The sequence below is a fragment of the Chelatococcus sp. GCM10030263 genome, from assembly GCF_042666455.1.
Taxonomy (GTDB): domain Bacteria; phylum Pseudomonadota; class Alphaproteobacteria; order Rhizobiales; family Beijerinckiaceae; genus Chelatococcus.
On the sequence record NZ_JBHTDB010000003.1, the window covers coordinates 725,606 to 738,836 of the forward strand.

The window sequence follows — 13,231 nt, forward strand, 5'->3', positions numbered from 1 at the left end:
TTCGCCGATCTTACCTAAGGGAATGACGCCGAAATGAGGCCGCTCACCCGCTCCGCATCCATGGCGCATACCATAGACGGCATCGCGTGACATTCCTTGCGACAACCCCTTATCAGCGCTTGGAGGATTCCCCAGCTGCCATAATGGCCGCAATTTTACCGCAATTGAACCCTCATGCGGCACCCACCACCATAAACTTTCGTGAGGTGACGCTTCTGCGAGGGGTCGCGGTGTTCGGGTCTAGGCGTTGACTTCCTGGCCGGACAGCAAGCGGTCGAAGTAGGCGATCGTATGCCGAAGCCCCTCGCGCAGCGCGATCGTCGGTTGCCAACCCAGCATCTGCTGGGCCAGCGTAATGTCGGGACGCCGTTGCCTGGGATCATCCTGCGGCAGCGGCAGAAAGGTCAGCGCCGACCGCGAACCGCACATCTCGATCGTCAACTCGGCGAGCTGCCGCATGGTGAACTCGACGGGGTTGCCGAGATTGACCGGGCCGGTCACGCCGTCGGGCGTGTCCATGAGACGGATGAAGCCGTCGATAAGATCATCGACATAGCAGAAGGATCGCGTCTGGCTGCCATCGCCATAGATCGTGATCGGCTCGCCCTTCAGTGCCTGCACGATGAAATTGGACACCACCCGCCCGTCATCGGGGTGCATGCGCGGGCCGTAGGTGTTGAAGATGCGCGCAACCTTGATGTCGAGCCCATGGCGGCGGTGGTAGTCGAAGAACAGCGTCTCGGCGCAACGCTTGCCCTCGTCATAGCAGGAGCGCGGTCCGGTCGGGTTGACGTTGCCCCAATATCCTTCGACCTGCGGATGGACTATCGCGTCGCCATAGACCTCCGATGTGGACGCCTGGAAAATCCGGCATCTCAGCCGTTTGGCCAGCCCCAGCATATTGATCGCGCCGTGAACGATGGTCTTGGTCGTTTGCACCGGGTCGTGCTGGTAATGGATCGGCGAGGCTGGGCTCGCAAGATTATAGATCTGGTCGACTTCGACGTAGAGCGGGAACGTCACATCATGCCTGAGCACCTCGAAGCGAGGATGCCCGATCAGGTGTTCGATGTTCTTCTTGTGACCGGTGAAGTAGTTGTCGACGCAAAGGACGTCGTGGCCCTGTGCAATCAGGCGGTCGCAGAGATGCGATCCGAGGAATCCTGCACCACCGGTCACAAGGATGGACCGGCGTTGCGTTTGCGTGCTCGTGGAGATGGCAATATTCATTGGTCCTGCGCCATTCGATCCGTGAAGCCGCCCACGGCGTCGGCATCGATTTCCTCCACCAGCACGATCTCCTGGCTGAAGCCCTCGTCTCCATCAACGCGCAACCCCACAGGCGAGGGCGCGAGATAGGCCGAGGCATGCGGACGACCAAGAAAGCGCAGGCAGAGCGAAAGGCCGGCGAGATGGGATGGGATGATGCCGCCGCCCTTGCCCAGCGGGACGAGGCGCATTGCTTCATCCGCCGAGAACCACCGCCCCTCCTCCGTAGAGGACGGCTCGCCCTCCACTGCGCAGAGAAACAGCACGCTGAGAATGTCTGAGCGGCGGCTACGGACCGGATAGATCGATGCCACATGCCGACAGCTCTCCAAGATACGGCCACCGAGTTCGCGGTCGAGCACCCGCCTGATGCCGCCGATCAAGTAATCGCCATATCTGTCCACCGTGCCCGTGTAGTGCCATAGGCCGTTGAACGGATCGGCATCGTCCACCGCGCGCAGGGTCAGCCAGAAGAACACCTCGCCATCGACGATCCGGTGAACGATCACTTCCGGCGAACAGGACGGGCGCAGGCGGATGAGCGCGTTGAAGATGGCCGTGGGGAACATGCCGCTGTGACCGTCGCGATAATGCGTCAGCCAAGCGAGGGCGGCCTCGCACGTGACGAGTGCCGTCTCCTCGTCCTTGAAGAGGTCCAATACCTTTGTCGAATTAATGGTGCTGTCCATATTCCTCGTAGCGATGAATGTGTTCCGCGAACCACCGGTAGGTCGCCGCCAGCCCGTCCCGGAAGCTGGTCTGCGCGGTATAGCCGAGGACCTCGGTTTGCCGGGTCGTATCCGCTACCCAGCGCGGGGAATCCCACGGCTGGCGCACAACCGCGCCCCATTCGAGAGGCAAGGGGCGACCATGAATGCTCTCTACGAGTTCCGCCGCCTCACGGATGCTGTGCTCGATGCCGGTCCCAAGATTGAAGACCGATCCCTCGACACCTGCGCCCTGGTCCATGCAATGCTCGACCGCCCGCACGACATCATCGACGAAGATGAAATCGCGGCTCACATCGGGCGACGACAGCTTCATTGGTTGCCCGCGAAGCGCCGACAGCATCAGGCGAGGAATCAGCCGGCGACCGTGCTCGAAGGGCCCATAGACCGAGAACAGGCGCAAGGTCACCAGCGGGACGCCTTTGAAGCGCGCCGCATAGGTGCCGTAGAGCGTTTGCGCCAGCTTGGCGATGTCGTGCACCCGCGTTGGATCGGGAAGCGAGGCCTCGCTCATCGGCTGGGTCTGATAGCCATATTCCGACGAGCTTCCGGCATTGATGAAGAGTGCACAGCCGGCGCTCGCCGCGGCGAGATTGACCAAGGGCTGTACCGTGTTCAGGAAGATCTCCATCTCGTCGATCTCCTGCGGCAGCGCGGCATGCGCCGCGAAGTGCAGCACGACCTCCGGGCGCGCGACGGCAACGGCCCGCCGCGTCGCCTCGGCATCGAGCAGATCGGCGGTGTGGACACGCAGCTCGCGCATCACCTCTGCGGTGCGCCATGGGGCCGCCGCTCCATGGCGCGGACGCTCGATCACATGCACCTCGTCGCCGCGCTCGATCATCCGGCGCGCCAACCGTGCGCCGACGAAGCCGCTGGCGCCGCTGATCAGGACGCGACGCGCGCGAGCGGCTGACATGCTTCCGGCTCCCGACAGAAGTCGACATAATGGGCGAAGCCGGCGTCGAGCATGGTGCGCGGCTCGTAGCCCAGCATGCGGCGTGCCTTGGCAACGTCGAGCGCTCCTCGGCGCGTGCGCCGGACCGGATCCGAGGTCTCGCGGGCGGTGATTTTCAGGTTCGGGAAATGCAGCCGCGCGATATCGGCGAGTTCACGCAGGGTCCGCGCGGTGCCGCTGGTGATGTTGAACGTCTCGTTCACCGCCGCGGGATGTGTGGCTGCCAGGTAGAACCCCTCGGCCGCATCCTCCACCCACGTGAAGTCGAGAAGCTGGTTGCCACCGTCGAAGAGATAGATCTCCCGACCCTGCATGCCGCATTCCACGAAGCGCTGGACGATGCGCTGATTGGTGTCGGTCGGACCGTAGACCGAGCACGGGCGCACGATGACGAAATCGAGCCCGAACATCTCGTAGAAGGTGCGCACATAGACCTCGCCGCAAAGCTTGGCCGCGCCATAGACCTCCAGCGGCTTCGTCGGATGCTCTTCGGTCGCCGGGAAGTCGACGAAGTCGCCATAGGCCATGCTCGACGAGGCATAGACGAAGCGTCCCACCTCGCATTGCGAGGCCGCGGTCAGCACATTGGTCGTGCCTGTCTGGTTGATCGCGATCGCCTCCTCGAAATAGCGCTTCGAAGCGTCCGCGATGGAGATGGCTGCGAGATGGATGACCACGTCGGGACGGGCGGCGCGCATGCTGCGTTCCAGCAAAGCGGGACTGCAGATGTCGCCCTCGACCAACTGGAACTGCCCACGCCCCTCGCTCTCGGCCACCGCCTGCTGGATGCGCTGGAGGCGGTAGCGGACCTGGGCGGGATAGCTCAACCGCTCATGAGGCTGCACGAAGGAGCGCAGCGCGTCATAGGCGACGACATCCCATCCATTGCGAATGAACTTGACGGCAAGAAGGGAGCCGATGAAGCCCAAGCCGCCCGTGATGAATACCTTCTGCTTCATGTTTCGATGCTCGCTTGAACCGTTCTCTTCACGATGTCCTCGGCCGTCAGCCCACATTGCTGCCGATAGTAGTCCTGCGAGCCCGAGACGTGGACGAAGCGATCCGGGATGCCGATGCGGTGGATGGCGCAACGCCCCGGAACATCGGCCACAGCCTCGCATACCGCACCGCCAAGCCCGCCCAGCACAGAATGCTCCTCGACCGTGAAGATCGCCCGGCAGCGCGCGCTCAACCGGCGCACATAGTCGGCATCCAGCGGTTTGACGGTGTGGATGCTGGCGACCGTAGGACGGATTCCGTGCTCCGCCTCCAGTCTGCGCGCGGCCTCGGCGACAGTGGCGAGCATGTTGCTGGTCGCCAAGAACGCGATCTCCCCGCCCTCCTGCACCACCAGCGCGCGGCCGAGGCGGAATTCCGGGCCCGTCCGGAGATCGTGGACGAGCGGCTCGCCACGCTTGGCAAGACGCATGTAAGCGGGCCCGCCCTGAGCGGCGAGCGCTCGCGTGGCCTGGCGCACCTCCCACGGGTCACCGGGGCAGACCACGCTCATGCCGGGCAGCGCCCGCGCCACCGCGATGTCCTCCACCGCATGGTGCGTGGCGCCCATATCGCCATAGCTGTAACCGGCGCCGAGGCCGACGATGGTCACCGGCAATTCATGGTAGCAGATGTCGATCCGGATCTGCTCCAACGCGCGGAAAATGGCGAAAGGGATGAAGGAATAGACGAACGGCCGCATGCCTTCACGGGCGAGGCCGGCAGCCGTGCCCATCATATTCGCTTCCGCCACGCCGCAATTGATGTAGCGGTCGGGAAACGCGGCCTGGAACGGCTCGAACACGGTGTAGCCGAGATCGCCGGTAAGCAGCATCACGGAGGCGTCCGTGCGCGCGAGCGACATCAACTCCTCGACGAACGCCGTCCTCATGGCAGCAACTCGAGCCGGGCCGCTGAGAGGTCATCGGCGCTCGGCGTCTGATAGTGCCACTTCAATTGGTCTTCCATGAAGCTCACGCCCTTACCCTTGATAGTGTGAGCGATCAGCGCGGTCGGCCTTCCCGGTTCGAACGGGGCAGCCGAGAGTGCCTCTACGAGTGCCGCCAGATCGTGACCGTCGATGTTCCGCGTCGCCCACCCGGCCGCCTCGAATTTGGCATCGAGCGGCGCGAGGCCGAGCACCTCGTCCACGCGGCCGAAGTTCTGAATCTTGTTGTGGTCAACGATGCAGATCATGGAAGACAGCCGGTGATGGCCCGCAAACATCGCCGCCTCCCAGGTTGATCCTTCCTGACAGTCGCCCTCCGACAGTATGGTGAAGACCCGGTGCGCCCGGCCGCGAACGCGCCCCGCCAGCGCGATGCCGTTGGCCACGGACAGCCCGTGGCCGAGCGAGCCGGTCGAGAACTCGACCCCGGGAATCCCGAACGTGTTGGTATGGGCGATGAAAGGCGAGCCGTCCTTGAGATAGTCCTCGAGCCGCTCGGCGGGAAAGTGACCGTATTCGGCGAGCACGGCATAAAGCGCCGCCGCTGCATGTCCCTTGCTGAGGATCACGCGGTCGCGCTCCTCCCGTTCCGTGCCGCGCCGCAGCGCACCGCCATAGAGCGCAACGAGAATGTCCATGACCGAAAGACACGAGCCGACATGGCAGCTTCGCGCCCGAGCGATCATGCGTAACACCTCGAAACGCAGGCGATCAGCCGTCGTGGCGAGCTCCACCGGACCGACCTGAGCCGAGGCGCCGCTCATGGCGTACCCGTCGTTTCCTCGACGCCGGGCAGCGAGACGCGCGGGCCCAGATAGAAGACCTTGAAATGCTCGATGACGCTGTTATCCGGTTCATCGGTATCTTCACAGCCCGCGTGGACGGTGCCCGTCAGGCTCGCCACGATGTCGAGGCTGCACTTGACCGGCTCCTTGCGATCGTTCTCGGCGGGGCAGACCAGATGAACCACACCGTCCTCCCCGAGCACCCACTGGCAGGTCCATGACTTCCCCGGCTGGAACATATTGCGCTCCGTCGCCGTGCCATTGCCGTGGAATTGGACGAGATACCCCCCACACAGCTCGCCGAGCTTGAGCATGTAGGCGCCCACCACTTCGTCGCGACTGAAAGGTCGTTTGGTGGCCATCCAGGCTGGATAAGCCGGCTCCTCGATGCTGTCCGGCCGTCGGCCGGTTTCGAGCTCACAAAGCCGTTGGAGCCTGCGGAAGGAATCCATTTTACTGCTACCGAGTGTTTTCATTGCTGTCGCTTCTTGCACTGTCGGATTCTAGTCTTGCACGTTCACTGCACCGGCCGACGCCATTACCGGCATGGCATCGGCTGACCGGCGGCGGTGATGGATGCGTCGACCGCCGCGGCCAGTTGTCCGAAACGATCCGGGCTGCGCCGGTTGAACCAGTGGGCGTAGCTGTCGAGACCAGCCGCCGGAGGTCGGCGGTGATCGCGACTCTTCGGGATTTCGCGGAAGAATTCCGTGGCGGACGCGCGCCAGCCTAGGAGGTCGAACACGGCCTGCTGGCTCACATAAGCCTCCACCATCGACAGCTTGCATCGCATGGCTGCCGCATCCAGATCGACGCGTCGCACCCCCACGGCCCCAGCCGGGAAGGCGCCGAGCCTCAAACCCTCAGGCGCCTCACCGTCGGGTGCATAGCAGGGATATTCGAACAGGCGCGCGTCCGAGCGGGCACGCCGGCAAGCCTCTGCGATGGCGAAGTTGGTGGCGTCGTGATCGGCGTGCCCGCCTTCAAATGCGGGAGCGACCACCGCCTGCGGCCGCAGTTCCTCGATAAGCCGGCGAAGCGCCCCGCAGGATTCCTCGAGGGTGCCGACCAACCCGCCGTCCGGCTGCCGCAGCAGATGACGTTCGCAAACCCCGACGACCTCCATCGCGTGCTGGAGTTCGGCTTCACGGACCTCGTCCAGCCCGTCATATCCGCCGGACGTCATCCAGGCGGCCTCGACACGCACGCCCGCACGGACCAGCAAGGATAGCGTTCCCCCGACGAAAACGTCATCGTCAGGGTGAGGAAACACGAAGAGCACCACGCCCCCGGCCAAGGAGAGAAAGTCGACCACCTTTTGCCAATCCACTGGTAATCGTTCAGCCGCCCAACCTAAGCTGTATGGCGTGGTGGCGAGGTGCGGGGGTTCAATTTTGGTATAATTGTGCCCGCCCTGCCGGAGTGGGGCAGTACGGCACAGAAAACCTATGTAACTGTTGTCATGAACAATATCAGGGCGCGCGCATAGCTCGGGATATTCGCCGTTTACGCGCAACCCACAAGTGACGGTCAGCCAAGATGTCTCTTCTCACCGTCCAGGTAGGCGGTCCGATAGAACGCGATTCCCGCCGTCGGCGCATGGCAGGTGACGTCGTGCACCGGCACCTCCGGGGCTACCCCCGACAGGAACAGTTCGCGAATGTCCACCAGGACGGAGACCGCCTGCTCCGGCGTGAGGTCCCAGTCTACGATCCAGCTCCATGGTCGCCCGCTGACACGCTCGGGGAACGCGCCGAGTCGCGGCACCAGCACGGGAAGGCCTGCCTCCAGCCCCTCGGTGAGAATGTAGGAGTAGGTCTCCGGAGCCTGTGCGGCGTACCAGATGAGATGCGGTCGGTAATCGCCCAGCAGCAGCTGGAGCGCGTCGGTCTCATAGGCGCCGGTCACGTCGAGCGCGTCCGGAACGACGCCGTCGATAGTACCGATGATGCGGATATGGATTGGCAGCCCGCGGTCCGCCACGATGCGTGCGGCACCGAGCACACGCGACGCGCCCTTGAAGGCCGTGACCCAGCCGAGAACGGCAACGCGCAGCGGCTCGGAGGGCGCGAGACGGGGCGCGGCCACCGGCGGATAGGCAAGGATGGGGCGCGGGTGCGGCGCCACAACGAGATTTGCCTCCGGCCTGTAGCGCTCGACGCGAGCAGCAACATCGCGCGACGGGCAAATGATGCGCTCCGCCTCCCGGTAGACCCACGTATAGCGGGTCCGATAGTCGACGATGTCGCGCTCGTCCGCCCGGCTCCAGTCCTCCAGGCAGGCCGTGCAGCCCGCCTCGTCGGGCTCCCCGCAATAGGCATTTTCGCGCGTCTTGAAATGCACACGCGGACACAGCGTGTGATAGTCATGGACCGTGAAGTCGAACGCCACCCTGAGCTCCTCGACCAGCCGGCGAACATCGATCGGCACCGTGAAGAGCTGGTGGACGTGGATTCGCGCGACATGCAAGCCGCGCAGCCGCTCGACGATCTGCGGAAAATCGTCCTGCGGATGAAAGGCCACGTCAGGCTGGCCGGGCGCGCTCAGCGTAACGAGGCCGTCGGCCCGGCTGTGGATCACGAGATGAACGGCCGCATCGCCAAGATACTCCGTGAGTTCCTGAACGTGCTGCTCGGTCCCGCCACCCCAGTGGTGCGTGATGTGAAGGATGACTTTCGGCTCCACACGCGCAGCCAGGGCAGTCGAGGAAATTGTAGGCGCGGGCGGCATAATCTCTCCTCGCGAACCACTCTCGACGGGCAAACGGAACGTCAACTCGACACCGCCGATTATTTTCAATACAGATAAACGCGAAAGATGATCACCATCAAGACTGAAAATACGAATTTTCGTAAATACTTGACACGCTACAGCATGCATATTTTATAATGATGCATTCACGATTGGAGTATAAAGCGACCAGGTCCTCGATCTGCTGCCCATACATTGCTCCGAGAGCCGGAAAAAAGGACCCATGCACGTGACCTTCGCAGCGGCCACAGCGGGTCCCTCGCACCTCCCACCCCCGCTTTTGCGCGTCGCGCTGATTGCCGCCTCGTCCGGGCTGCTGCTCGGCTTCAACACGGCGGTCGTCTCCGGGGCGATGCCGTCGCTCCAGCTCACCTGGGCGCTCGGTCCGACAAGCTACGGCCTCATCGTGAGCGGTCTTTTGATCGGCGCAATCGTGGGCGCGTTCGCCGGTGGCCGGCTTGCCGACGATCTCGGCCGGCGCGACGTCATCATGGCCACCGCCGCGGTTTTTGCGCTCGGCAACTTCTGCTCCGGTCTTGCGCCCTCCCCCGCCTATATCGTCGGCGGACGGCTTATCGTCGGTTTCGCCGTCGGCGTCATCTCGGTCGTCGCGCCGCTCTACCTCGCGGAGATCTCGCCCAGACGATACCGAGGACGCATCGTCGGCCTTTATCAACTTGCGATCACGCTCGGCATCCTTTGCGCCTATGTGCTCGATGCCGTGCGGGGGCTTCAACCGCATGAATGGCGCGAGATGTTCATGAGCGGCGCTGCACTGGCCGGCGCGCTCGGAATCGCTGCGCTGCTCTTGCCGGATTCACCGCGCTGGATGCTGCTGCACGACGATGAGCAGGAAGCCCGCTCGATCCTCGTCCGTCTCGGCACCGTCGAGGTCGACTCGGTTATAGAAGAACTGCGCGAGGGCATCGACCGCGAAAGGATGGAGCCGGCTCCCGCTCGACCATTGCCGTTCCTGCGCTCTCCCGCCGGCATCGGCGTCGCACTGTTTTTCTTTCAGCAGCTCGGCGGCATCAACGTCGTCATCTACTTCTTCCCTACCATGATGATGCGCGTGGGGCTGTCCTGGGGGGACCATGCCCTGACCTCCGCCATCAGCCTCGGGCTCCTCAATTGCCTGCTGACGGTGGCGGCCCTCGCGCTGGTCGACCGCATCGGCCGAAGAAAGCTGGCCATGTGGAGTCTGGCCGGTATGTCCGTCAGCCTACTCATCCTCAGCCTCGGCGAATGGCTTTACGCGCGCGACATTGCGGAGGAAGCGATCGAGTTCATGCTGCTCGCGGGCTTCGTCTCATACATCGGCTGGTTCGCCGTCGGCATGGGCCCCGTGTGCTGGATCGTGATTTCCGAGCTCTACCCACTGCGCAAGCGCGGGGCGCAGATGAGCATCCCCGTCATGGCGCACTGGACGTTCAACCTCGTCGTGTCGGGCTCACTTCCTTACATTCTCAGCATCGGCATCACTGCCTACGCATTCCTCGGCTACGCTTTGATCGCCGCCTGCGGATGGTGGTGGGCGCGCAGGTTCATGCCGGAAACCATGGGACTTTCCCTGGAGAAGATTTCCGCCGGAGGCGCGGTGCACAAGGGGTTCCACCCGTGACCGACGCCGTCCAGAAGCACCGTACACGCTCCATCGTGGTGATGTGTATCGTCGCCGCCACTGGTGGATTCCTGTATGGTTTCGACATCGCCGTCATCGCCGGGGCACTACCGCAGATCTCCGCCATGTGGCGCCTCTCCTCGATCGAGGAGGGAATGCTGGCGAGCGCCATCCTTGGCGGCGGCATGGTCGGCTCGCTTATCGGCGGCGGTCTGGCCGACCGGTTCGGGCGGCGCAGCATCATGATGGGCACGGCTGCTCTTTTCGTCATCGGCGCCTTCTGGTGCGGCCTCGCATCCTCGCTCTGGCCGCTTACGGCGGGACGTGCGCTGCTCGGTGTCGCAGTCGGCATCGTGCTGGTCGCGGTGCCGCTCTATATCGCCGAGATCGCTCCGCCGAACATCCGCGGGGCGCTGGTCTCGATGCAGCAGCTCTTCCTGAGCGGCGGAGTTCTCGTAGCCTATCTCGTCAACACCCTGTTCGCGGCCGATGCGGAAGGCTGGCGCCCCATGTTCATGGCCGGCGCCCTGCCCGGGGTCCTTCTCGGCGTCGGCATGTTGTTCATGCCGGAATCACCGCGTTGGTATCTGAGCCGTGGGCGGCTTGGCAGCGCCAAGCGCATGTTGCGTCGTCTCGGCTACGCGGATGCGGAGGGGCAGGAGGAGATCGCCGCGCTTCAGGGCACGCTCGGCGAGGACAATTCGACCGCCACGTGGAAAGAGCTGTCAGAGCCATGGCTGCGGCCGGCCATGTTCATCGGCGTCGCCCTCATCTTCTATCAGCAGATGAGCGGCATCGGGTTCGTGACCTTTTACACGCCGACCATCTTCGCGTTGGCGGGCTACGAGATGAAGTCCAGCGCAATGCTGCTGACCGTCGGGGTCGGCGCGCTCAACCTCGTGATGACGGCCGTGGCCATGGCCTTGGTCGACCGCATCGGCCGCCGGCCGATGTTCATCGGGGGCCTCGTCGGGATCGTGGTGACGCTGACCGCGACGGGCCTGTCCATCTTCTATGTGGCCGACATTCCGGCCATGCGATGGCTCGTTGTCACAGCCGTCTTCCTTTATATCATCGTCTTTTCACTGAGTCTGGGCTCTGTGACCGGTGCTGTCACGTCTGAGATCTTCCCCCAGCGTGTGCGCGGGCTCGCTCTCAGCGTCGTCGTCGTGGCTGCCTGGCTGTTCGAGATCGCGGTCTCGGCCACCTTTCCGCCCTTCGTCGAGATGTTCGGCGCCTCGGCCACCTTTATCGCCTATGCTTTAGTCGGCGTGAGCGGCCTGGTATTCGGCCTGTTTTACTTACCCGAGACCAGGGGCCGGACCCTGGAGGAGATCGAGGCATTCTGGCGTTCGGGCCAGTCGCCCTCGAGGCTGCGTTAGCCTGGCGTCGCTCCTCCGCCGCGCACCACGCGCCATGGCCCGATCCAGAGGCTGTCGACCCAGCCCTGGCGTAAGTGATCCAGCGCGTCCTCCGGAGAGCCGACGATGGGCAGCCCATGACGATTGAAAGAGGTGTTGAGCACCACACCCACGCCGGTCAGCCCCCGGAAGGCGCCCAGAAGCGCATGCAGCAGCGGATTGTCACGCTCACCCATCACCTGCGGTCGCATGCTGCCGTCGACATGGACGACGGCGGGCACCGTCTCGCGCGCATACTGACTCGCCTCCACTGCGAAGGTCATATAGCGGTAGTCGGTCGGCCCCGCCCAGTGCCGCGAGGCCTCCTCCTCCATCACGATGGGGGCAAAGGGCACGAACGGATCGCGCCCCTTGAGCAGCCCGTTGATGCGGTCCTTGACCGAGGCGTGGCGCGGATCGGCCAGCACGGAACGGTTGCCGAGCGCCCGCGGACCCGCCTCCATGCGCCCTTGGAACGTGCCGATGACCTCGCCCCGCGTGAGCGCCTGGGCGATGTCCTCCGGGCCGGCCGGGCTCACCTCGATGTCGGATGACTGCATCAGGAGATGCTCCACCCGATCTGCAGTGAAGTCGTTGCCGAAATAGGGCATCGGCAACCGCAGAGGGCTCTCGAGCGCCCCCTCCAATTGCAGCGCCATCAGCGCCGCACCTGCCGCATTGCCACTGTCGGCAGCATCCGGAAAGACGAAGAAATGATCGGGCCGCAACGTATCGAGGATGCGCCGGTTAGCCTTCACATTCAGGAAGCCGCCCCCTGCCGCCGCCAGCGAACGGCACCCCGATATCGCCATGGCATCGCGCACGAAGGCGAGCATATTGTCCTCGAAATGCCGCTGTGCCTCGCCGGCAACGACGACCGGCGTCATCCGCTGCAGCAATTCGCCATAGGCGAGCGACTGCACCACCGAGTTCATCGGATTTGGCAGCCGGCGCTGGGGATTGGCCCGGTTGTAGCAGCGGAACTGCCATTTATCGGCTGCGCTGAAGACCCCGTCCCGGCAGCTCACGACGCCGTCAAATGCGTTCGGCCCCTCGCCCTGCGCATCGAGGGCGGCGAGCCCCATGGTCTTGTATTCGCTGTCGATCGGCACGAAGCCGAGTGCCTCGGTGACCGCCTGGTAGAAGCAGCCGAGACTGTCTCTCGACGCTGACGAACGCAGCATGGTGAGCGCGCCGCCCGGTGTTCCGCGATAGATCGTGGCGCTGGCCTTGTCGCCCTTGCCGTCGACCGTGAGTACGCAGGCGTCCTCCAGTCCCGAAAGCAGGAAAGCGGAGGCCGCATGCGAAAGGTGATGGTGCACATGGTAGTGCCGGAGATGCCTGCGGAAAAAGCCGAGTTCCGCCATTTCCTCGACGCGCGCATAGGGGTGTCGCTCGCCGAAGCCCGCCCATATCTCCCCGAGGCGGCGCTCGACCGAGCCGACCGGATCAGCGGCGTCGGGCTGGAAGGCCATATTCTCGGCCGACGGCACCCGAGCGCGCGCATCGAGCCCGACGACGAGGCTGTCCTCATGCTGCGGCAGCACCCCGAACTGGCTGGAGAAGGCGACGATGTCGACGTCGTCGATGGTCAGCCCGCAGTAATCGAGCACGGCGCGGACGGCGAGTGAGGGAAAGCCGCAATAGTGCTTGATGCGATTTAGGCGCTCTTCAGCAATGCTGGCGAGAATGCCGCCGCCGTCACACAGCGTTGCTGAAGCGTCGTGGGCACAGTTGATGCCCAGCGCGATCCGTCGCCCCCTCATCGTCATCC

At 64.1% G+C, this 13,231-nt stretch carries 12 protein-coding genes; 2 read left to right on the top strand and 10 right to left on the bottom strand.

The genetic code is table 11. The features are described from left to right. Nucleotides 1-240 precede the first annotated feature (240 nt). The 9 genes from ACFQU1_RS07950 to ACFQU1_RS07990 form a co-directional block, all read right to left on the bottom strand. Nucleotides 241-1,230, bottom strand: coding sequence for a UDP-glucuronic acid decarboxylase family protein (locus ACFQU1_RS07950; protein WP_378131074.1), 990 nt, complete (start codon nt 1,228-1,230; stop codon nt 241-243). Then, nucleotides 1,227-1,958, bottom strand: a complete 732-nt coding sequence (locus tag ACFQU1_RS07955) for a hypothetical protein (protein ID WP_378131076.1) — start codon at nt 1,956-1,958, stop codon at nt 1,227-1,229. The genes ACFQU1_RS07950 and ACFQU1_RS07955 overlap by 4 nt, the downstream gene beginning before the upstream one ends. Then, nucleotides 1,942-2,916, bottom strand: a complete 975-nt coding sequence (locus ACFQU1_RS07960) for an NAD-dependent epimerase/dehydratase family protein (protein WP_378131078.1) — start codon at nt 2,914-2,916, stop codon at nt 1,942-1,944. The genes ACFQU1_RS07955 and ACFQU1_RS07960 overlap by 17 nt, the downstream gene beginning before the upstream one ends. Further along, on the bottom strand, nt 2,886-3,914 hold the full coding sequence (locus ACFQU1_RS07965) for an NAD-dependent epimerase/dehydratase family protein (RefSeq protein WP_378131080.1): 1,029 nt from the start codon (nt 3,912-3,914) through the stop codon (nt 2,886-2,888). Before ACFQU1_RS07965 ends, ACFQU1_RS07960 begins: the two co-directional genes overlap by 31 nt. Beyond that, nucleotides 3,911-4,843 (bottom strand): transketolase family protein, encoded by a 933-nt coding sequence (locus ACFQU1_RS07970; RefSeq protein WP_378131082.1) that lies wholly within the window; start codon nt 4,841-4,843, stop codon nt 3,911-3,913. The genes ACFQU1_RS07965 and ACFQU1_RS07970 overlap by 4 nt, the downstream gene beginning before the upstream one ends. Continuing rightward, complete coding sequence (locus ACFQU1_RS07975; protein WP_378131084.1) at nt 4,840-5,664, bottom strand: transketolase; 825 nt, start codon at nt 5,662-5,664, stop codon at nt 4,840-4,842. The genes ACFQU1_RS07970 and ACFQU1_RS07975 overlap by 4 nt, the downstream gene beginning before the upstream one ends. Beyond that, nucleotides 5,661-6,161 (bottom strand): hypothetical protein, encoded by a 501-nt coding sequence (locus ACFQU1_RS07980; protein WP_378131086.1) that lies wholly within the window; start codon nt 6,159-6,161, stop codon nt 5,661-5,663. Before ACFQU1_RS07980 ends, ACFQU1_RS07975 begins: the two co-directional genes overlap by 4 nt. Nucleotides 6,162-6,223: 62 nt before the next feature. Then, the gene (locus tag ACFQU1_RS07985) at nt 6,224-7,000 is read right to left on the bottom strand and encodes a PIG-L deacetylase family protein (protein ID WP_378131088.1); all 777 of its coding nucleotides are present in this window, start codon (nt 6,998-7,000) and stop codon (nt 6,224-6,226) included. A 215-nt stretch (nt 7,001-7,215) separates the two neighbouring features. After that, nucleotides 7,216-8,415, bottom strand: a complete 1,200-nt coding sequence (locus tag ACFQU1_RS07990; protein WP_378131090.1) for a glycosyltransferase — start codon at nt 8,413-8,415, stop codon at nt 7,216-7,218. 301 nt (nt 8,416-8,716) lie between these two features. Here ACFQU1_RS07990 and ACFQU1_RS07995 point away from each other — a divergent pair, with 301 nt between their 5' ends. Together ACFQU1_RS07995 and ACFQU1_RS08000 are read left to right on the top strand one after the other, a co-directional pair. Then, on the top strand, nt 8,717-10,057 hold the full coding sequence (locus tag ACFQU1_RS07995) for a sugar porter family MFS transporter (RefSeq protein WP_378131092.1): 1,341 nt from the start codon (nt 8,717-8,719) through the stop codon (nt 10,055-10,057). Beyond that, nucleotides 10,054-11,439, top strand: a complete 1,386-nt coding sequence (locus ACFQU1_RS08000; RefSeq protein WP_378131094.1) for a sugar porter family MFS transporter — start codon at nt 10,054-10,056, stop codon at nt 11,437-11,439. The genes ACFQU1_RS07995 and ACFQU1_RS08000 overlap by 4 nt, the downstream gene beginning before the upstream one ends. On the opposite strand, the gene ACFQU1_RS08005 is transcribed toward ACFQU1_RS08000, so the two are convergent. Beyond that, nucleotides 11,436-13,223 (bottom strand): carbamoyltransferase C-terminal domain-containing protein, encoded by a 1,788-nt coding sequence (locus ACFQU1_RS08005; RefSeq protein ID WP_378131096.1) that lies wholly within the window; start codon nt 13,221-13,223, stop codon nt 11,436-11,438. The two genes, ACFQU1_RS08000 and ACFQU1_RS08005, sit on opposite strands and share 4 nt — an antisense overlap. Between the last annotated feature and the right edge of the window lie 8 nt (nt 13,224-13,231).

What these genes read in the sequence shown, in the direction of transcription:
- ACFQU1_RS07970 (WP_378131082.1), bottom strand. Translation starts at nt 4,843, where the DNA reads ATGAGGACGGCGTTCGTCGAGGAGTTGATGTCGCTCGCGCGCACGGAC.
- ACFQU1_RS07980 (WP_378131086.1), bottom strand. Translation starts at nt 6,161, where the DNA reads ATGAAAACACTCGGTAGCAGTAAAATGGATTCCTTCCGCAGGCTCCAA.
- ACFQU1_RS07965 (WP_378131080.1), bottom strand. Translation starts at nt 3,914, where the DNA reads ATGAAGCAGAAGGTATTCATCACGGGCGGCTTGGGCTTCATCGGCTCC.
- ACFQU1_RS07960 (WP_378131078.1), bottom strand. Translation starts at nt 2,916, where the DNA reads ATGTCAGCCGCTCGCGCGCGTCGCGTCCTGATCAGCGGCGCCAGCGGC.
- ACFQU1_RS07955 (WP_378131076.1), bottom strand. Translation starts at nt 1,958, where the DNA reads ATGGACAGCACCATTAATTCGACAAAGGTATTGGACCTCTTCAAGGAC.
- ACFQU1_RS07975 (WP_378131084.1), bottom strand. Translation starts at nt 5,664, where the DNA reads ATGAGCGGCGCCTCGGCTCAGGTCGGTCCGGTGGAGCTCGCCACGACG.
- ACFQU1_RS08005 (WP_378131096.1), bottom strand. Translation starts at nt 13,223, where the DNA reads ATGAGGGGGCGACGGATCGCGCTGGGCATCAACTGTGCCCACGACGCT.
- ACFQU1_RS07950 (WP_378131074.1), bottom strand. Translation starts at nt 1,230, where the DNA reads ATGAATATTGCCATCTCCACGAGCACGCAAACGCAACGCCGGTCCATC.
- ACFQU1_RS07990 (WP_378131090.1), bottom strand. Translation starts at nt 8,415, where the DNA reads ATGCCGCCCGCGCCTACAATTTCCTCGACTGCCCTGGCTGCGCGTGTG.